Source organism: Legionella nautarum (assembly GCF_001467895.1).
Classification (GTDB): Bacteria; Pseudomonadota; Gammaproteobacteria; order Legionellales; family Legionellaceae; genus Tatlockia; species Tatlockia nautarum.
Map to the genome: position 1 here is coordinate 59,066 of NZ_LNYO01000013.1, position 20,928 is coordinate 79,993.

A 20,928-nucleotide genomic window follows, 5' to 3' on the forward strand; every position below is an offset into this window, starting at 1 on the left:
ATCCCTAATTGAAATCAATGGACAGACAATTTAGCCTTAAATCTAGCAAAGGGCAACTCGGGTGTTTTATCCTCTCTAACCTCGGAAGGGATCTGGCCCATAGTCGTCAAGCTACGCTCTGTTTAGCTTATAATTCGATCTTTTAGTTTTACAATCAACCGGTTGGGCTCTGAGGTATCCCCACGAAATTAAATAGACTGTTAGTTCATTGCTCGTTTTATACCGTTCACACTGAGGAAGCGCGTAGCGCTGTCTCGAAGTGTCGCAAAAAATCTCCTTCGAGAGCCTCAGGACAGGCCCTTCGAGAGCCAAGCCTTCGAGACGCACGCGATGCGTGCTCCTCAGCCTGAACGGAATAAAATGAATACAAATTCCTTAAATCTTCATTTCGTGGGGATACCTCAGTTCGGACTGAGGAGGCGCTTGCGCCGTCTCGAAGTCTCACATTAGGATTAGCAAGGCTTCGAGACGGTCTCCTTAGCCCGAACGGAGTCAGATAATCCTCTTAGCAACAGTAGCCAGACTACTGTTATTCTGACTGGCCAAGACCCCAACATCAACTATGTAATCTGCCTCGCAGGAATGACAAAATGGGTAACCTAATCCTGCAAAATAGCAACAGCACGTGTCCAACCTGCTGAAGCTGCTCTAATTTTAACGGGGAAACAACTGACCATGAAACCATGGTTTGGCAAACTTTCTAAATTATGGAGCTTTTCTAAATGGCAGTAACTCATTTCGCGGCTTGCTTTGTGACCTTCCCAAATTAAAGAAGCATCCTGAGTGGATAAATATTTTTCTCGGGTATGAAAAAAGGGCGCATCCCAACTCCAACCATCTGTGCCTGTGATTTTGACTCCTTGTTTAAGCAAATAAAGAGTGGCTTCACGTCCCATGCCACAACCTGCGTTAACATAATCATCGTGGCCATAGCGTGAGCCAGCACGAGTATTGACTAAGACGATATCTAGAGGATTTAATTTGTATTGAATACGCTCAAGTTCAGCTTGCACCTCTTTTGTGGTGACAACATGGCCATCGGGTAAGTGGCGAAAATCCAATTTTACTCCTGCTTGAAAACACCATTCTAAAGGAATTTCATCGATAGTGATTGCCCGTTTGCCTTTATCCATCACCGTCGAAAAATGATAGGGTGCATCTAAATGAGTACCATTGTGGGTAATTAAATTAATTCGTTCGTAAGCCCAGGCTTCATTATCGGGTAAATCATCAGGTGTTAATCCAGGGAAGAAATGCATTAACTCACCTAAAGTTTGTTGATGAGTTAAGTATTGAACTTCAGGTTCATAACCAGGTGGATCTGATTTCACCTCATTTTCTATATATATTGAGAGGTCAATAATTTTTTTTGCCATGCCCATTCCTTAACTGATTAAAGACAAATTCAGGGGTATATAAATACACTATTTGACTCTGTCCTCAAAGACCGATTAATCTGGGAATTAGCAAACCGTAATTATGGACAGAGATACAATTAGAAGGAATTATTTCTCATGGTGTTTATACAGGCCATTTTCTTTTCCTTTACTGCACTTTTTCCTATTGTAAATCCCATGGGTGCTGCAATTATTTTTTTTAGCTTAGTGAAAGGAGCTTTCCCCCAACAGATTAATGTTCCGGCCACTAAAATTTCTATCTATGCAGTCATCATGCTGTTAATTATCCTTTTAGTTGGCTCATGGAGCTTATCTAAATTTTTTTGCTATCGCTATTCTCATTATTATTTTGATAAATTTAAAGACAGAGGGAGAAATGTGGCAAGGAGTTTAGCTGCTTTCATAAATAGATGTAATGGACTGCAAATGACATGGCGTGGATTCGCTATGTTGATACCTCAAAAAGGAGTGATATTATGATTGTCAAAAAGAACCAAAAAATAGATACTAATTATGCAGTTTCTGTCTATGCAAGCCGCTATGATTTGGATGATTTCTCATTAGGGACCTGTAATGATGTTGGCATGTCGCCGATTGTTGCTAAGCAGCTTATTCAAGATGAATTAAGCTTAGAAGCTACGCCTATTTTAAATTTGGCAAGTTTTGTTACCACTTGGATGGAGCCTGAGGCTGAAGATTTAATTAAACAAAGCAGCAATAAAAACTTTATTAACTATGAGGAATATCCGCGAGTGCAGGAAATTCATCAACGCTGCGTGCATATTCTTGCTGATTTAATGAATGTTCCATCTGACTGTAACTATGTGGGGACGTCCACTGTTGGCTCGTCAGAAGCAATTATGTTAGCAGGTCTTGCGCACAAATTTAGCTGGCGTAACAAGCGTAAGAAAAAACATCTCGATACAAGTAAGCCCAACATTGTTATGGGAGCGAATGTGCAAGTTTGCTGGGACAAGTTTGCTCGTTATTTTGACGTCGAGCCTCGTATAATTTCACTTAAAAAAGATAAATACATTATTAGTGCTGAAGATGTGGCACCGCTTATTGATGAAAATACAATTTGTGTTGCTGCCGTTTTAGGGACCACTTTTACTGGTGAATACGACGAAATTGAAGAAATCAATGATTTGCTTTTAAACATAAAAAAAGAAAAGGGTTGGGATGTGCCCTTACACGTTGATGGAGCAAGTGGTGGATTTATTGCCATGTTCAGTGAAAACACTATTAAATGGGATTTTCGTCTAGAGCAAGTCAAATCAATTAATCTTTCTGGCCATAAATACGGTTTAGTTTACCCAAGCGTAGGTTGGTTGCTTTTTAAGGATGAAGCAGATGTACCCGAAGATTTAGTTTTTAATGTGAATTATTTAGGCGGGCAAATGCCTACTTATACGCTTAATTTTTCGAGAAGCAGCTCGATGGTTATTGCACAGTACTATAATTTTCTCCGACTTGGAAAAAGAGGATACAGGAAAATTGTTCGCAATATGTTGGCAGTGAGCGACATAGTCGCCAGGGGACTAGTTGCTACCGGAAAATTTGAGTTGCTAGGCCATCGGCGTATGGCGCCGGTTGTCAGTGTTGCACTCAAAAATAATAAAAAATATTCAGTGTTTAACATTTCCGGCAAACTACGAGAACATGGTTGGATAGTCCCTGCTTATACTCTACCAAAAGGTGCAGAAATGGTTGAGACTCTGCGGATAGTGGTCAAAGAAAATATGAGTTCCATGATGGCTCGTCATTTTATTAGTTCTGTAGAGGAAGTCATAAAAGAATTAGAAACTGGTTCCGGAAATGCAAATAAATATCAAGTACCTCAGCCAGGTAAGAGTATAGGTGTGCATTAGACGCTGGCGAATTCCGCTTGAGCCGTAGATTGGGTCTTTAATCTAAGCTAGTTAATAACCGTTCGGACTGAGACTCACGAAGGGTCGAGTCCGAACTGAGATATTCCCACGAAATTAAATAGACTATTTAGCTCATTGATCGTTTTGTTAATCCCGTTCGCACTGAGGAAGCGCGCAGCGCTGTCTCGAAGTGCCATAAAAGGCCCCCTTTGAGAGTCCCTCAGGACAGGCCTTCGAGAGCCTCAGGACAAAGCCCCTTCGAGCCCCTCTCAGGACAGCCTTCGAGACGCACGCCATGCGTGCTCCTCAGGCTGAACGGAATAAAATGAATACAAATATTCCTTCGATACTCATTTTGTGGGAATACCTCAGAGCTCAAAGGGGACAATTGTTCTCAAGCATTTTTTAAAGTTTCTGCTCGACCAATTTATTTTTAAGTTGTACATAGATAGGCAACCCATCATTATAAGGCGGATAGGCTTCACCTTGAATCAGTGGCGACAGATAACGGCGGCAAGCTTCTGTAATGCCCATTCCATCAGCGCTAATAAACTCTTTAGGCATTGTTTTTTCTTGATTTGCTACATCGGCTAGAGGAACATGAGCGATAGACCAACGATAAGGTGAATCTTGTTCGCGTTTAACAATCGGCATAATCGCATTATGGCCACTGAGCGCTAATTCAACCGCAGCTTTACCTAAAGCATAAGCCTGCTCAACGTCGACTTGTGAAGCGATATGCCGAGCGGCGCGTTGCAGATAATCTGCGACAGCCCAGTGATATTTATAGCCTAATTCAGTTTTTACTAATTGAGCCAAAATAGGAGCTACTCCACCAAGTTGGGCATGACCAAAGGCATCGCGTAAGCCAGCATCGCTGAGAAATTTCCCTTCTTCATTGCGGATCCCTTCAGAAACTACAACTACGCAATAGCCATAGCCTTGCACACAAGCTTTGACTTTATCGAGAAAACGTTGTTGTGCGAACGGTACTTCAGGAAACAAAATAATATGCGGCGGTTGTTCTGAATTCTGGCCGGCTAAACCGCTTGCAGCAGCAATCCAGCCTGCATGACGTCCCATGACTTCAAGTATAAACACTTTAGTCGAAGAGGCTGCCATTGATGCGACGTCAAAACCTGCTTCTAAAGTGGAGATGGCGACATATTTGGCGACTGAACCAAAGCCAGGGCAGGTATCGGTAAAAGGGAGATCGTTATCGACTGTTTTGGGTATGCCTATACAGGTGATGGGATAACCCATGTTGCTGCCTAATTTAGAAATTTTGTGAGCAGTATCTTGCGAATCACCGCCGCCATTGTAAAAGAAATATCCAATATTATGGGCTTTAAACACTTCAATTAAACGCTCGTATTCAGCGCCATCATCTTTTAGTTTGTAGCGGCAGGAGCCAAAGGCTCCGGAAGGGGTGTGCATAAGTTTAGCAATATCCTCATCAGACTCGAGTGAGGTATCGATTAATAGTTCATTGAGGGCACCAATGATGCCATTTTGGGCTGCATAGACTTTTCCGATTTTTTCTGGATGTTGTCGAGCTGTTTGAATCACTCCACAGGCAGAGGCATTAATAACAGCAGTAACGCCGCCGGATTGCGCATAAATTGCATTTTTAATTGACATAAGATCTCCGTGAACTATCCAAGCTATCTTGGATTTTTTGGTAAGCAAATTTTGCCAGAGCGTGTATCTATACTCAAGAGACTTCAATCTGAGGAACTAATTTGATAAAGGTTATTAAACTCATCAATGACTTCATCAATGCTTTGAATAAGCTCGGCGAAGGTTGATTTTAATTCTTCTATAGATTTGACATGCTTGGCCAGTTTCTCGAGGCGTATCACATTGCTCTGCAGATGAGGTACGCCACAAAAACAACAGGCTCCATGTAATTTGTGAGCCGCTGCTTCCAAGCCTTTAATATCTTTGTTGTGTAATAATTGCAAAAACTCTTCGCGATTTTTATGTAATTCATCGACAAAACGCGCAAGAAACTCTTCAGCCAAGGTCTGATTGCCTGACACTTTTTGTACACAAAGTTGCCAATCAATTGCGGCAGGTTTCGATTTTTTTAAAAACGCCAGCAAATAATTAAGCAATTGTTTTTCGTCAATTGGTTTTTGTAAGCAAAGATCCACGCCTGCTTTTTGCAAACGCTCCTTATTTAAATCCGTGCTGTTTGCACTAATGACAACAATAGGCGTTTGCTTATTTAACATGGATTCTTGACGAATCATACGTGCTGCATCGAGGCCATTCAGTTTAGGCATTTGCAGATCTAATAAAATCACATTAAAACGCTTAGATTGACAGGCTTTTACGGCTTCCTCACCATTATCAACTGCTTCAATACTAGTATGTTCATTCAATAATGAATTCAGCAGCATGCGATTGACAGGATTATCTTCTGCGATTAATAGTTCTGGATAGGCTAAGCGAAGTTGAGAGCGAAGCTTGTCCAGTTCATGATCAGAGGAAGGAATTTGCGACGGTTGATTGAGCAAAGATTCAATCGTTTCATGTAATTTTTGAATACTAATGGGTTTGAATAAAAAAGCGCTAGCCCCTAAAGCTTGAGGATCATGAATGGGCCATTTAGAAACGAGCACACTGGAAATAGTTTGCTTACGTAATACTTGTGCAACTTGCTTTTCACAGCCTTCATTCACATTAATAAAAGCGAGCGTGCAATCTTTATGCTCGGCGAAAGCTGTCTCCAACTGATTAAAGGTATTAATTGCAACGGTTTCAATGCCCCAAAAACCTAGGCCATTACACATGGCTTCGAGATATAAAGGATTATCATCATAGCAAAGCACTTTAAGATTATCGAAGCGTTGGCTTTGGTGTTTTTCAACCTCATAAGCAGCTAATTTTTCTAATTTGATGCGTACCGCAAAAGTTGAGCCCTTGTTCACTTCACTCGTTAGTGTGATTTTTCCTTGCATGGCCTCAGTTAATTTTTTACAAATAACCAAGCCTAAGCCAGAACCACCAAAGCGCCGTGTAATAGTTGTATCGGCTTGATTAAAGGCATTGAATAATCGTGTTTGATCTTCCTGGGAAATGCCAATCCCCGTATCGGTCACTGAGATGCATAGGGTGTAATCTTTTTCGCTTTCCTGATCAATAGTGGTTCTAATCAAAACGTAGCCATGGTCGGTAAATTTAACCGCGTTGCTAATCAAATTAGTGATAATTTGTTTGATACGCAGCGGATCGCCGAGCACTGTTTTGGGAACATTGATTGCCGTAGACGGGATGAGATCAATCCCTTTTTTGTGCACATTAGGAGAAACCAGCGCCAATACTTCATCAATGCAAGAGCGAAGATCTAAAGGAATACAATCTAAATGGAGTTTCCCAGCGTCCATTTTAGAGTAATCAAGAATATCGTTAATGATGGCAAGTAAATCTTGTGCGGATGATTTAATTGTTTTGACATAGTCTAGTTGTAAACTATCTAATTTGGATTCGAGCAGAACGTTAGTAAATCCAATGACTCCATTCATGGGTGTGCGAATTTCATGACTCATATTGGCAATAAATTCTGATTTTTGTCGACTTTTCTCTTCAGTTTTTTTCTTTTCCAAAGACAGTTCGATGTTTTTTTCTTCCAACAATTCTAAGCTTTGTTGTAAATCGCCGGTAGCAACCTCTATATGGTGATTTAAATCGTTCACGGTACTTAAATATTGCTTTTGCAGATGCGCACAACCTCGCTCAATGATTCCTAACTCGCCTGGACTGTTCACGTTAATCTGCGTTTCGAATTCATTACTCAAAATTTGCTTCATGCTGCGGCGCAAGCGTGAAATAGGTAGATAAATTCGTTTGGATAAAAAATAATGAATCGTTAGACTCATTAACAAGCCGAGTAAAGTAATAAAGATGGTGATGATATACATTCGATATTGTTTAATCAGCATCGATTGAGTATCGATATCAATAGATAGCCAGCCCAAAATATCGTCTGCTTGCAAGGCGATGGGGTTGGTGAGGGTTTTAAATGGGGTTGTCGAATAAAGATTGAACTTAGGAATAGTGATAGGGGCAATGAAATTAATCGTGTAAGGTTTGATTTGTTTGCTTTCAATATAGTCACCAGTAAATTCCGGTGGTTTGAAGGGCTGATGAATAGAATGTTTACCGCCACGATAAGCGAGTAATTGCCCTTGGGCGTTATAAAAAGCGAGTGCTTTGACTTCAGGGTTAACGGTGGATGCATTGATTAAACCCTGCAAGGTACGGCTATCATTACGTAGCATGGCAAATTGCGCTGCAGGTAGTAATTGACGAATATAAGCCTCACCTAAACGAGACATATGTTGTTTCAAATCTTTATTAAATTCGCCATTGTAAAAGATAGCAAAAAGTAAGGCGACCAAGAAAACTGGTATTAGCGTAGTGATGCGCAGCTGATATTTGATGCCGAGTCTTTTCATGGGGGTTGTGGTTTCTCTTTCGTGAATCACCTTAGACTAGCATATTTATTATCGATGAATGCAAGCTGAATGGGGATGCATTGGTTTATTTTGAGTTGCTTAGCAAAGTCAGCTATTATAACGCGATTATTTCATTGCTTACAACGGAGCATCTGATGGTGGTTAGAACGCGGTTTGCCCCAAGTCCTACTGGTTATTTACATGTTGGTGGTGTGCGCACGGCTTTATTTTCTTGGTTATATGCGAGGCATCATAAAGGGGAATTTGTATTACGGATTGAAGATACGGATCAGGAGCGTTCTACAAAAGAATCGGTACAGGCGATTCTTGATGGGATGGAATGGTTAGGTCTTGATTATGACGAGGGCCCTTATTTTCAAACGAAACGCTATGATCGATATCAAAAAATTGCTCAGCAGTTACTTGACGACGATCAGGCTTATCGTTGCGTTTGCAGCAAAGAACGCTTAGAAGCTTTGCGTGAATCACAGCTCGCTGCAAAAGAAAAACCCCGTTACGATGGTCACTGCCGTGATAAAAAGCTACCGGCTAGCAATGAGCCCCATGTTGTACGTTTTAAAAATCCGCAAATAGGCGTCGTTTCTTTTACTGATGCGGTTTATGGCAATATTAATGTCGATAACTCTGAGTTAGATGATTTAATCTTAATTCGCTCTGATGGCCATCCTACTTACAATTTTGCTGTGGTGATTGATGATTGGGATATGGAAATTACTCATGTAATTCGTGGGGATGACCATATTAATAACACGCCTCGGCAAATTAATTTATTCAACGCCTTAAATGCTCCGATACCTGTTTTTGCTCATTTACCCATGATTCTTGGTGATGATGGTAAACGATTATCCAAGCGGCATGGTGCAGTCTCTGTGTTGCAATTTAAGGAGTTGGGTGTGCTGCCCCATGCCTTACTAAATTATCTGGTACGTTTAGGTTGGTCACATGGTGATCAAGAGATTTTTAGTCTTGATGAAATGATTGAAAGCTTTGATTTAAAAAACGTGAGTCGTGGGGTGTCTAGCTTCAACTATGACAAACTGTATTGGTTAAACCAGCATTATCAGAAAAACGATCCGCCAGAAGAGGTTGCTGAAGCCCTGCGTTGGCATTTTCATCATCAAGGACTTAATGTGAATAATGGTCCACAGCTCGCAGAATTAGTGGCTATTCAAGCCGAGCGTTACAAGTCTTTAGTCGAAATATGTGAAGGAAGCCGTTATTTTTATGAAGATGCCATTCAATATGATGACGAGGCGATCAAGAAACATTTAAGACCCGTAGTGCTCGAGCCCCTTGAGGCTTTAAATAGGGCGCTGCAACAGCTTAATCATTGGGAAAGCGAAGAATTGCAGCAATGTATTAATGATGTGAGCGCGGAATTTGATATCAATATGGGCAAAATCGCGCAGCCACTTCGAGTAGCAGTCACTGGAAGCAGTATGTCTCCTGCGATTGCAATGACGCTGGAGTTATTAGGCAAGCAACGAACGCTAGGCCGCTTGGAGTTTGCTTTGCAGTATATTCGTGAGAGAGCGGAGAAGAGTCAGGGTTAGATTTTTAGCCCGGATTCAATCTACTCTAATCACTGTCTAGCCTGGTTGAGGGCAACCAGGCTAGACAGTGATTAGGTTATTCATTCTCCACTGCTAAAGAAGACTTATGCTGAAGGTAGTGAATAACTTCCTTTACATTGGCAGGTGTAAATGGCTTATTAAAATATTTCTCCATTCCCACGGCGATCGCTTTTTCTACATAATCACGTCCGCCATGCGCGGTGACAGCAATGATAGGCGTGTTTCTATTTATCGGGCTTTGTTTTTTTATTAATGAGGTCACTTCAAAACCATCAGGACCGTCTCCTAGTCCAATATCCATTAAAATAAGGTCATAGCTGTGGAGCCTTGTTTTTTCCAAAGCTATTCTTCCGTTAGATGCGATGTCGACAAGGCAGCCGAGCTTGGCTAATTGGGCTTTAGCAACCATTTGCGCAATAAGTGTATCTTCAACTACAAGTACATGGAGAGGATGAATCATTCTTATTCCTTCTAGCTAGCGCTATCCTTTTGCGATAGAAAAATCGTTCTATCGTCAATTCCATCGAGTGCCAATATATCATTATACAATTGTTAGTGAAGACTTAATAAGTTTTTAAGGCAAAAAAATTTGTATCCTCCTAATTATTAACTAATTCGTCAAGCAAAGGTCTTTTAAATGGGAGGGTGCAAATAAAAGTGGTTCCTTTATCTGGGCTAGAAATAACATCAATTTCACCTTCTAAATCTTCAATAAGTTGTTTAACAATGTTAAGACCTAAACCAGCGCCTTTGTATTTATTTTGGTTCGCTGGGTGTAAACGGTAAAATTTTTCGTAAATGAGGTTTTGTTTATCGGATGAAATACCAATTCCTGTATCAGCGATTAGCAATTGCAGGATAAAATTCTTTTCATCAAGCTGTTTTCCTAGTTTCACACTGACGGTAATATTCCCTTTGTCAGTAAATTTGATGGCATTACTTAACAAGTTCATGACGATGCGCTGAATACGTCGGGGATCACCAATAAAGAGAGTAGGGAGCTTGTCCTCATAATCGCAATTCAGATCGAGTTGTTTGATAGTTGCCGCTGCTTTCTCCATAGTAATGACTTTTTCAATCGTCTTTTTAAGATCAAATTTCTTAGCAAGTACCGGCCAATTTTCTGAAGGGTTGCGAGTAAAGTCTAAAATATCATTTAAAAACTCTATAAATTCTTTTGCAGAAAGATAGGTCGTTTCAAGTTGTTCCTTTTTTTCTGGATTGGTTTCGGTTTCGGCTAAAAACTCGACCATACTATAAATTCCGCTAAAAGGTGTTCTGAGTTGGTGTTCCATATTGCGTAAGAATTCGGTTTTAGCTCGATTAGCGGCCTCTGCTGCAATCTGCGATTTACTGAGTTCTTCCTCCATTTTTTTACGCTCAGTAATATCAAAAGAAATGCCCAAAATGCCCACCACTTCCCCTGCTTTATTCAATAAAGGGGATTTTTTGGATAAGAAAATTGATACTTCGTCTGAGTTAGCCAGTTGTGAAGCTTCTTCCCTGGTTATTGTTTTTTGTCCTCTCATCACTTCCAAATCCGATTCTCTGAGAAAATCGGCCTCATGACTCCAGGGCATTTCATAATCTGTTTTACCGATCATGGACTTAGGCTCGCTAAAACCTGCAGATTTAGCTTGGGCCAAGTTACAGCCCTGAAAAACCGAATCTTTATTTTTCCAATACACGTGACCTGGCAAATTATCTAGAATACTGGCCAAGGTAAGTTCTGCTTCCTCTTTTTCAATGCGATTTTTTTCTTCTTTCGCTTTTCTCTCTGTAATATTAATGGATATCCCTGCAAGTCCTATGATTTCTCCAGCCCCATTGAACAGGGGAATTTTTTGCGTCAAATAGATTGTCGCTTTGTTATCTTCAACCCCTTCCTCTTCAAAAATACAAGCTAAACCCGTGGCCATGACTTCCATGTCATGTTTTCTAATTTCACAAGCCAGTTTGTGGGGGAACAGATCAAAATCAGTTTTACCAACGATTGCCATCGATGAACCGAGTCCAAAATTTTGGGCGAGTACCTCATTGCAAGCGAGATAGCGGAAATGATTATTTTTCCAATAAATATAAATCGGCATGCGTTCGAATATTTGTTTATACAAATCAAATTGCTTAAGCAAACTGTCGTAGTCCAAAGCCATAAAATACTCCGTAGTTTTCTATGGATTTAGCATTGCATAGGCATCATAGGCTTCGCCCTGATACTTGAGCTGCAATTGCTTTATCTCATCCTTTAGTTTATTTGCGTAAATATGTCTTAAAAAAAATAAGGTTCGGTTTTGTTGAGAACAGCCTGATTCTAAGGCATAACGTCTCAAATTTATCAAATTATCCGTATGTTGGGCAGCAATTTCATTGCTATCCGAAATCAACAGAAAAGGATTATTTCTTAATGCTTCTAAACGCTTTCCTGAATATTGAGGATGGCTTGCTGTGTTAGCTAAAATTATTTTTAGCGGATTCTCTGCAAGAATACGCCGGACATAATGTTCAATCGATTCCTGTTCATGAAGGATTTCACCAGTCACAACCATGCAATAATCCAGTGCCTGCGAATTGCTGTTGACTAAGTCATAATCAATCGTTTCTTCTTTACCGACCAATAAGAAGTAAACTAAATCTGACTTGAATGCTGATGATTGATCTATACGTTGCACAACTAATAAAACCGGTATTTTTTTTTGAATACTGTGGTAAAAAATAATTTGGCTGACAGTGTAGCAAGGCAATACCATTCTGTCCTCATCTGAAATAAGACATAATTTCGGTAAAAGCTCCGCATAACCTAAATCAGCAGGTAATTCTTCGGCAATTTTTAAAATAAAATGACAACCTAATTTACAAATGAGTTGTTGGTATCGATGGGTTAAGCGATTAGCGCGGTATTTGGAAATATGAAATTCACGCGTGATATGCTCTAAATTCATGGCAATAGGAAGATCGTCTTTACGAATATTGAAATAAGTCAAAAAATAACAGGCTATGATAAAGGCAAATTCCTGTTGCAGTGAAAATAGAAGTTGATGTCTACTAAGAAAATCACTTATTTTTTCAACGCCATCAAGTTGTTGATTATAAACAGCCGCCTGTTTAATAGCATTTTCCCACCCGCAAATCACATCTTCAATTTGCAATTTGTATATTTTAAAGCGTTCAATCTCATGATGAAATTCTGTTAAAGTTTCTGCGGAACAAAGCCATTTTTTACTGAGATGAAAAAGTTTATAAGCTCTAATTTGACAAAGATTTTCTCCTACCTGCGGGTCGAATGCCTGCAAATTGCCCTCAATAAATAGTTCTAAAGCGCGTATTGAAAAATCAACAATAGCGCGGATTAAATAAAGGTCATCAATTTTTTGATGTTTATTAACAAGCGCAGCATTTTCCGCATAAGGAAGAAGAAAAAGAATATTGCAAATCATATCAAACGGCTTATTTTGCATCTCCTTACATCCTCAATTCCTTTTGATATAGCTATAATAAATAATTAGTACGGTGACGGTGCCGCAGCTAAGAATAGCGAGTAAGTATCCTCCAGCAAGCAAGTAATCTTTCTCCACAAGCCCATGAAAGAACGTAAAAAGCTGAATCACGTTAAAACCCGCAAAAGTAATTAGCGATACTCCCTTAGCCGTTTTATTTTTAAGCAGGGTTATAATTTGCGGGATAAAAAGAGCAGCATTAGCCAAAAGACTGAGAGTAAATCCAAATTGAACGAGGTTCTCAGTGAACGACATGCCTATTCCATTACTTTCAAAAAGCGCCATTATAGCGTTTTTTTAAGCTGAATGGCTATCAGTACAACATAATTTATAAAAATTATCTAACTAATTGATTTGATAGTACATTTTCCATGTCATCAACCATTTTTTGAGTCGATGAAGCGTAATTAATACCCAAACAATTTCCAAGTTTCCCCCAAAAGCTCTGAGCTCTTAGCTGAGAGATGATTAACTTATTGTTATTGTTCTCTTTCCAACGTTGAATGCTTCTAAGCGCTTCTTGAAAATCATCGCTGGGGATACCTGCTTGTTCATAATATAGCTCTTTCAAGGCCTCGAACTTTTGAATAGTATTTTCACCATAGGGATCTTTTTTTAAGAGATTTTCCATGCGTTGAAATATTCGCGTTAATCTGATCTTTTTAGCTTCGTTCGCTTCAAAGCTTTCCGGTGGAAGGGGAAATACATAAAAATGCTCTCGCGGTTTTCCTTTAGAAAATTCAGCAGTGACAGACAAATTGATAAAAAAATGCCTTGAAACATCGTCTGTTAAATGATCGATCCCTTGAGTGTATTCAGCAAGTTCAATGGCAGATTCTCGACAATTATGATTTCGATCATAATATTGTGCTCGTTCGACAATACTTTGTTCTAAGGGAGTGGCATTACTTAAATCTTCATGCGTTGTGGGGGTTCTCTCCATAACAATCGTATTGCCTCTTTCTTCGATAGGTTGGTAGAAGTTAAATTCAGGCTCAGTTTTCATAAAAGAAAGAAGTCTTAAAAATTGCTTATAATGTTCAAAATTAATTGCATAAGCTGAATAACTAATGGGCCCACTGGGGCTAAGTGATTCCGGTTGCAAAATTGATTCGGTGCGCGAAAATAAAACGGACGAGTACAAAGCGACGTAGGTTTTAAGGTTTTTTTCTTTCAAAAAATCTTTGGCAAGTTTATTTTTTATATAGGTTTTTCCTACTCTAGCCAAGATAGTTGGTTGGCCATCTTGGATGACACCCAGCATAAGAAAGGTATGGTTTTTATCATCACCTGTGGTTCGTTTTGCCAAGGCAATAAAAAATTCATCCCGTCTATCGACAATGATTGAATCAGGGCTTGCAGCAGTTGCCGAGCTCGGGTTTTCTTCGGCTATTATTTCTTCATCCTCTTTATTTTCAAGAATTGGATTAACATCTGTTTCAGAATGAATAGAGGTTTGATCTAAAGTCTCTGTTGTAGTAGTCATTTTTGAAGCTGGTTTTATCTATGAAATGGATCTAATTATAACATGGTTCTGATATTTTTTGGTTTATTTTGGATAAAAAAAATACACATAGATGGTACTTATATTTTGCATATCGGTTTTCATGAATTATCTTCAAATTTTTTATTATACTTAGGAGAAGGGCTTATTATTTTTAAATTATAGAAAAAATAGAATCAACTTAATTGTTTGCTGATGCAGTTTCATGGAAAAGCTTAAGTCAAGGAGCAATGATGAAGAAATCTATTTTAACACTTGCCCTATTTGGCATGGTGATTTTAGCTAATACAAGTTTTGCGATAGCAATCAATAATACGAGTGTCCTGCTTGGTACTGATAAAGGAACTAGCAGTTTTCCCATGTCTGGAATGAATACCACACCGACGAAAATGATTGGTACAGATGCATATGTGGTTAATCCTAATGCTCCTTTTACCAAACCTGAATATGCACCGGGCGGTGTTTGGCCTTTAGCACCTAGTTATACACCCCAGGCGCCTGCAACCTCTAGTGTAACGCAATGATCACAGGCTGCCTCAACAGGTTTTGCGGCGGCTTATTAGTAAGTGAAATCAAGCCCAGAGGTGTTAGTAGTATCCTCTTCCTCGGTAGAAGGCGCTGAGTTGAAGAAAGAACTATAGTTCTTCAAATATTGCTTTTCCACCAGTGCCACTTCCTTTATATATTGCTCGCCTTCTGTATTAAATAAATCAAAAGGACTTCTATCCGTAGCCCAGTATACCAATCCAGAAACAAGGATACTTGGTAGTATTAAAGTAACTAGACTGACGATAATAAAAATAACCCCAAATATAAACTTTGATGCAGATCTGTTTTCGTCTTGCTCGATCACCTCTATATTTTTAAGTTCGTCCGTAGTGTGGCGACAACTCAAATAATCATAGAAGGCTTGAATTTTCATTTTGTCAGTTATAATGGGGTTCGCTAAGATAGTAAGTAATTGATCAAGTATTGGATCAATTTTCTTTCCTTGAGGAGACTCGCGATCTAAATTCTTTTTGTATTTTTTAGTTAAAGCAAAAAGTTTTAGAACAATAGGTTGGTATTCCTTCTCTTCTGCTTCGCTGCTAGCATCTTCCAATCTTGCCAGGTAGTCATCACTATCTTCCTCTGCAGCACCTTCAATTTCAAACGAATCAGGATTATCTGCTCTGTATACCGTCTCATTATTCTTCACGCTTAAATTTTGTTTGGCGTAAGCCCTACGACTTAATGCACATTGCTGCGTGAATAGCTCACCTATTTTTTTTGCCACAAAAGTAGACATTCTTTGACTGCCATGACCATCATATAATCCTAATAGGAAAGGGGGGGTAGTTTCATCAACATCTTGAACCGCCACCGAGATATTATCTTCAGTATGACATTGTGCCTTTTTTACTAATAACCGGGCTAATTCTACCCCTGTTTTTTTCCTGCAGTGTCGATCTCCTAAAAAACTCAATAAAATATTTTCATGCCCCTCTTTCGTTTGTTGTTCTGCTGCATCGGTAAAGCCGTCACAAACCGAAATGACTTGGATTTTTCCTATATTCTCCGGATCGATTTCTAGCTCTTCAGCTGCTTGAGCGATATTGACAATGTCCAGACTTGAGTTCGCACAAACACCAGCTTCCTTATAAAATTTATCACCTATAGCTCGAGAAACAGCAAGTGAAAGAACTTGAGGATTAACCTCAGGGTGAGCTACTCTACCCTTATGGATAAGTCCCCCTTCCTCTTGAATCCTTTGTTTCTCTTTTTTCTGATCAGGACGATGAATTACCGAATTTAAACGACGAACTCCAAGAGGCTTATCCGCCTGGTCATAAAAAACAAGGAAAGCAGAGCTATCTGCCAGAGTAGCCGTAATTAAATTGCCGTTACCGTCATAAACTGTTGTTGAGGCGGTGGTGCCCGAATCCTGATTTTTGCCCTGCTCATCGAGAAGTCGATGACAAGTCCATAGACGATGGGCAATTTCCGGTGGAGTTAATTTTGTTTCACCTTGGGGGGTTAGCTCTTCGGAACTAAGTATTTGCCAGGCCAAGGCATCTTCTTGCGAACTACGTCTATTCTGAATTTCATGATAACCAAATTTAAACTCTTTGTTAGCTCCAGAACTTTCGCTTGTTTTGGTTGGAATGGAAATAATTTTAGTCATGATGTCTGTGTATAAGTATAAAATTACAAAATTATAACATAAGTATTAAGAATAAATCAGGCGCAGCAAAATATAAATATTTTTAACAGAATAAGAGCATTAGGGATTAGTTTTATCATTATTAGTCTGATTACCTTAGTAATACCAAGCCAGAAATAAAAAGGCTTGGTATTATAAAAGTAGCAAGACTGATAAGAACAAAACAAATTCCAAGAATAAAATTTAATGTAGGAATTTTTTCATCTTGTTTTAGAATCTCGATATTTTTTAGAGCGGTTGTGGAATGAGGGCTATCCAAAAAATCATAAAACTTTTTGATCTTGGTTTTGTTAGTCTCATAGGGATTTTCTAAAATAGCAACTAAGAGTTTAAGTAGTGGAGCAATGTGTTCAGAGCCGTTTGAGTCTAAATTCTTTTGGTAGGTTCTAGTTAAAGCAGAAAGTTTTAGAACAATCGCTTTATATTCACTTTCGTTAAACAGATCAGGATTATCCCTTTTGTACACTAACTTATTCGAGTTAACGCTTAATTTTTGTGTGGCATAAGCTTCGCCAGTTAAAGCACATTGTTTCTTAAAAAAATCACCTGTAAAGTAGGCGGCTAAAGCGGAAACCACTACCCCCTGCTGACCACCATATAATCCTAATAGGAAAGCAGGCATGTCTTTATTAATAGTTTGAATGGCAACAGAAAGATTATCGCTAGTGTTAGGTTTTACCCTCTCTATTAATAAACGGGCTAAGTCAGCCTCTTGGCTTGTTGCAGGCGTATCGAGCTCTTTTAAAGCGCTAAGCAAATGATTTTCATGTCCTTCTTTCGTTTGATTATTTGTACCTGCTGCTTCGTTAAAGCAATGGCAAACCGAGATGACCTGCGTTTTCGCAATCTTTTCCTGAGCGATTCCTAAATCTTTAGCTGCTTCAGCTAGATTGACAATATCAAGGTTGGAGTTTGCACAAACCCCAGATTTTTTAAACTGTTCACTACCCATAGCGCGCGAAACAGCAAGTGAAGAAATCTCAGCATCGTTTTCTCGTAGAACTAATTTATCATGAGCAATAATGCCGCCTTCCTTTTTAATTCTTGCGTACTCGTCTAGATTATCAAGTCGATGGATGACCGAATTTAATCGACGAGCTGCCATAGGGTTTCCTTCGTAGTCATAAAAAACAAGAAATGCCGAAGTATCGCCTAGAGTCGCAGTGATTAAATTTCCTTTGCCATCATAAATGGTTGTTGAAGCAGCGCTACCCGATTGCCGACTTTTGTGTTCTTTACTGGGATCTGTTGTGTCCGTGAGCATAATTTTGCTCTCTTCATCAACGAGTCGGTGGGCAGTCCATAGTCGAGCAGCAATTTTTTGTGGAGCAAGTTGTTGTGTTTTGCCTTCGGGGGTTAGATCTTTGCAAGTCAGTGTTTCCCATGCTACAGCATTTTGTCGTGGAGTAGGGCCATGTTGGCATTCAAAATATCCAAATTGGGAATCTTCATTTGCTCCAGTCGTTTCATCAGGAAATGGAGGAATAGAAAATATTTTGGCCATGATGCTGTATTTTCTGGTGAAAATGTTCAAAACAATAACAGAGATGAGCAATATAATCTATTGTAATTGCAGCAAGAAAAGCATTTTGACAGACCCAAGGGGTTTTTAGGCGTTTACAAAATGATTCACCAATCTGGAAATTAGATTTTCGCACTCTTTAAGTTGCTCTATCGTCACAAATTCATTAGCACGATGTGCTTGTTCTATGCTTCCTGGACCGCAAATGACGGTTGGTATTTTCGAGAGCTGATAAAATCCTGCTTCGGTCGCATAGGCTACTTTCGATTTTTTATGTATCTGGGTCATTTTGCGGATTAGTTGGGTAATTTCTTCGTCTTCGGAGGTGTTTAATCCCGAACCCCCTCCTGAAATTTTTGCCAACTCGATGGTTGCTTCGGGATATTCTTTATGCAATTCCGGTAATAAAGTTTGATCAATATACAATTGAATTTTATCGACAATTTCTTGGGGATTTAGATGAGGAAGATAACGAAATTCAAAAGCAAATTCACACCATTCTGGAATGATATTATAGGCGCTACCGCCATTAATCATATTCGTGGTTACGGTGGTGAAAGGGATATCGAAATCATTATCAAAAGGCCCTTGTTTTTTAAATTGATGGCCTAAATCACGTAAATATCTGATGAGCTGTGCTGCATGCTCGATGGCATTACAGCCCTGCGTCGTTAAGGAAGAATGCGTTGCAGCCCCATGGATGCGGCAGCGGAATAATAATCGTCCTTTATTTGCAGTAACCGGCTTCATACTGGTTGGTTCGCCGATAATGCAAGCCTCAGGCTCGATTTCCCATTTTTTTAGACTTTCCAATAAAGAGGGAATGCCTAAACAGCCAATTTCTTCGTCATAGGAAAAAACAAAATGAAAGGGTTTAGTTAATTTAAGTTTGCAAAACTCAGGTAAAAGTGTAAGTAAAACAGCAAGAAAACCTTTCATATCCGCCGTTCCCCGGCCATAAAGGCAGCCATGGCGTTCGCTCAATTCAAAAGGGTTTGTATCCCAATCCTGACCATCAACAGGCACCACATCCGTATGTCCTGAAAAAATAATTCCACCTTTGGTATTCCCATCATGAGCGGGTAAACTGACAAATAGATTGGCTTTGGATTTGCTCTCATCGTAAATCAGCTGAGGAGAAAGCTGATGCAGTTTATACCAGTCATGAACGACCCCAATTAATTGCAGATTCGAATTGCGGGAAGTGGTATCGAAGGCAACAAGACGTTTTAGCCATTCCGTGGTATTCATTGCCAAGGTCCTTATTGATCAGAAAGTTAGATAACAATGTTTAAATTATATATGATTTGCTAGAGAAATTCGCCCAGTACCTAGTGAAGGCCAATCTTTTTCTCCAGTCTTTCTCTTTACTATTCCCAAGGTCTACCTGCATGGAGAGAGAAGGATCACGAGAGGCTTCGAGACAAGAGACAGCCTTCGGCTTCCTCAGGCCGAACTGAGATATCCCCACGAAATTAAATATATTGTTTAGTTCATTAATCGTTTTGTTTATCCCGTTCGCACTGAGGAAGCGCGCAGCGCTGTCTCGAAGTGTCGCAAAAGGTCGCCCCCCATCGAGAGCCTCAGGGCAGGCCTTCGAGACGCACGCGAGGCGTGCTCCTCAGGCTGAACGGGATAAAATGAATATAAATTCCTTCCTCATTTCGTGGGGATACCTCAGGGCCCGAACGAGACAGTTTCCTCAGCCGAAGGAAAGGGTTTTTTGGAATTAAAACAGTCTTTTTTTAATGAAGGTTTTTATTCTCTTTCATCTTCTCCAAAACAATGGCCATGGCCTTGTTTAATTGTTCTGCCAAGGTCGGAAAGCTTTGTTTGAAATGCATGCCAACTTTTTCTGGATTTCTGTGCTGCAAATAAAAAAGTTCTGCGATATCAGTTAAAAGACAATTTGCATCCAGTTTCTTCGCTTTCGCGATAAAATTCCCAGCCTCCTCAAATTTCCCCTGCAATGCTCTCACTAAGCCTAATCCTCCCCAGCCCTCAGCACCGCTTTCATAAATAGCAATCGCCTGCTGATAGCAATTTTCTGCTTTTTCTAATTGCTCAAGAAAAAGTTGACACCAACCAAAGCTAATCCAATTATTATAAAAATCAGGATCCAATTCAGTCGCTTTTAAATGCGCCTTTTCAGCTTGCTGCCACTTTAAACTGTGAAAATAAGCGGTTCCCAAGGCAAACCATAAACGGCTATCGTTGGGTTCTCTAACCATCAGTTTTTTAATTTTACTTACTGCTATTTTTTCATGAGTTAAATCTAATAGAAGAAGGATGACCTGGGCCTCATAATTATCCGGATTGATAATCAAAACTTGATGCGCTGTATTCTCCGCTAATTTTTCCTCTTCATTATCAAAATACAATTGCGCTAAAAGCGTTAAAGTTTGTTCAATAGGGCCATAAGTTTCTAAGAGTTTTTTCAATATCTTAATTGCCTCATCAAGGTTATCCTGTTGGTGAGCTAACTGAGCCATCAGAAATTCAACGTTATAAGTTGGTTCGCCCGATTTTAATAAAGGTCTTAAAATGTTGATACTCTCAACAGTCTCATGCAACGAATAATGACAAACTGCCAAACTATAACGAACAATTGCAGAATCTTCAAAATGCAACGCTTGAATCAATGCCTCTTTTGCCTGCTGAAAATGCTGCTGGTTCAAAGCAAGAATACCTTGCAAAACTAAGCAGGCATTAGCATCAATTAGTTTCGCTTGATTGAGATATTGCTGTGCTGCAGCAAAGTCATTTAACAGGCGATAACTATTAGATATCGAAAGTAATAGATTGAGATTAGACGGATCTTGTTGAAGAAATTGTAGGAAGCGCTTTAATTGTTCTTGTATGTCGTTGCTAGTATTCAT

16 protein-coding genes are annotated in these 20,928 nt (G+C 39.5%); 4 read left to right on the plus strand and 12 right to left on the minus strand.

The annotated features are described in order from the left end of the window. Positions 1 to 599: 599 nt before the first annotated feature. Positions 600 to 1,376 (minus strand): cyclase family protein, encoded by a 777-nt coding sequence (locus Lnau_RS03585; protein WP_058503783.1) that lies wholly within the window; start codon positions 1,374 to 1,376, stop codon positions 600 to 602. Positions 1,377 to 1,514: 138 nt separating this feature from the next. On the opposite strand from Lnau_RS03585, the gene Lnau_RS03590 reads away from it, so the two are divergent. After that, the gene (locus tag Lnau_RS03590) at positions 1,515 to 1,877 is read left to right on the plus strand and encodes a MarC family protein (protein WP_058503784.1); all 363 of its coding nucleotides are present in this window, start codon (positions 1,515 to 1,517) and stop codon (positions 1,875 to 1,877) included. Continuing rightward, positions 1,874 to 3,268, plus strand: coding sequence for a glutamate decarboxylase (gene gad / locus Lnau_RS03595; RefSeq protein WP_058503785.1), 1,395 nt, complete (start codon positions 1,874 to 1,876; stop codon positions 3,266 to 3,268). Before Lnau_RS03590 ends, gad begins: the two co-directional genes overlap by 4 nt. Positions 3,269 to 3,673: 405 nt before the next feature. On the opposite strand, the gene Lnau_RS03600 is transcribed toward gad, so the two are convergent. Together Lnau_RS03600 and letS are read right to left on the minus strand one after the other, a co-directional pair. Next, complete coding sequence (locus tag Lnau_RS03600) at positions 3,674 to 4,909, minus strand: 6-phosphofructokinase (RefSeq protein ID WP_058503786.1); 1,236 nt, start codon at positions 4,907 to 4,909, stop codon at positions 3,674 to 3,676. Positions 4,910 to 4,992: 83 nt separating this feature from the next. Beyond that, a complete protein-coding gene (gene letS, locus Lnau_RS03605; protein WP_058503787.1) occupies positions 4,993 to 7,731 on the minus strand; it encodes a two-component system sensor histidine kinase LetS in 2,739 nt (912 codons plus the stop codon). A 155-nt stretch (positions 7,732 to 7,886) separates the two neighbouring features. Between letS and gltX the strand changes: the two genes are divergently transcribed. Next, entirely contained in the window at positions 7,887 to 9,305 is a 1,419-nt protein-coding gene (gene gltX, locus Lnau_RS03610) for a glutamate--tRNA ligase (RefSeq protein ID WP_058504806.1), read from the plus strand. A 76-nt stretch (positions 9,306 to 9,381) separates the two neighbouring features. Here gltX and Lnau_RS03615 read toward each other — a convergent pair whose 3' ends face one another. The 5 genes from Lnau_RS03615 to Lnau_RS03635 form a co-directional block, all read right to left on the minus strand. Beyond that, positions 9,382 to 9,786, minus strand: a complete 405-nt coding sequence (locus tag Lnau_RS03615) for a response regulator (protein ID WP_058503788.1) — start codon at positions 9,784 to 9,786, stop codon at positions 9,382 to 9,384. A gap of 139 nt (positions 9,787 to 9,925) precedes the next feature. After that, positions 9,926 to 11,479, minus strand: a complete 1,554-nt coding sequence (locus tag Lnau_RS03620; RefSeq protein WP_058503789.1) for a PAS domain-containing sensor histidine kinase — start codon at positions 11,477 to 11,479, stop codon at positions 9,926 to 9,928. Positions 11,480 to 11,497: 18 nt separating this feature from the next. Continuing rightward, positions 11,498 to 12,781 carry a hypothetical protein gene (locus Lnau_RS03625; RefSeq protein ID WP_058503790.1) on the minus strand — a complete coding sequence of 428 codons (1,284 nt, stop codon included), beginning with the start codon at positions 12,779 to 12,781 and terminating at the stop codon, positions 11,498 to 11,500. A gap of 12 nt (positions 12,782 to 12,793) precedes the next feature. Then, the gene (locus Lnau_RS03630) at positions 12,794 to 13,075 is read right to left on the minus strand and encodes a PQ-loop domain-containing transporter (protein ID WP_058503791.1); all 282 of its coding nucleotides are present in this window, start codon (positions 13,073 to 13,075) and stop codon (positions 12,794 to 12,796) included. Positions 13,076 to 13,157: 82 nt separating this feature from the next. Beyond that, positions 13,158 to 14,306 carry a hypothetical protein gene (locus Lnau_RS03635; RefSeq protein ID WP_058503792.1) on the minus strand — a complete coding sequence of 383 codons (1,149 nt, stop codon included), beginning with the start codon at positions 14,304 to 14,306 and terminating at the stop codon, positions 13,158 to 13,160. 248 nt (positions 14,307 to 14,554) lie between these two features. On the opposite strand from Lnau_RS03635, the gene Lnau_RS03640 reads away from it, so the two are divergent. Next, the gene (locus Lnau_RS03640; protein ID WP_157070622.1) at positions 14,555 to 14,848 is read left to right on the plus strand and encodes a hypothetical protein; all 294 of its coding nucleotides are present in this window, start codon (positions 14,555 to 14,557) and stop codon (positions 14,846 to 14,848) included. Between the two features lie 35 nt (positions 14,849 to 14,883). Here Lnau_RS03640 and Lnau_RS03645 read toward each other — a convergent pair whose 3' ends face one another. From Lnau_RS03645 to Lnau_RS03660, 4 genes are all read right to left on the minus strand, one after another. Next, the gene (locus Lnau_RS03645) at positions 14,884 to 16,488 is read right to left on the minus strand and encodes a PP2C family serine/threonine-protein phosphatase (protein ID WP_058503794.1); all 1,605 of its coding nucleotides are present in this window, start codon (positions 16,486 to 16,488) and stop codon (positions 14,884 to 14,886) included. 130 nt (positions 16,489 to 16,618) lie between these two features. After that, on the minus strand, positions 16,619 to 18,031 hold the full coding sequence (locus Lnau_RS03650; protein WP_058503795.1) for a PP2C family serine/threonine-protein phosphatase: 1,413 nt from the start codon (positions 18,029 to 18,031) through the stop codon (positions 16,619 to 16,621). 105 nt (positions 18,032 to 18,136) lie between these two features. After that, complete coding sequence (gene argE / locus Lnau_RS03655) at positions 18,137 to 19,300, minus strand: acetylornithine deacetylase (RefSeq protein ID WP_058503796.1); 1,164 nt, start codon at positions 19,298 to 19,300, stop codon at positions 18,137 to 18,139. Positions 19,301 to 19,794: 494 nt separating this feature from the next. After that, positions 19,795 to 20,928, minus strand: coding sequence for a tetratricopeptide repeat protein (locus tag Lnau_RS03660; protein ID WP_162263175.1), 1,134 nt, complete (start codon positions 20,926 to 20,928; stop codon positions 19,795 to 19,797).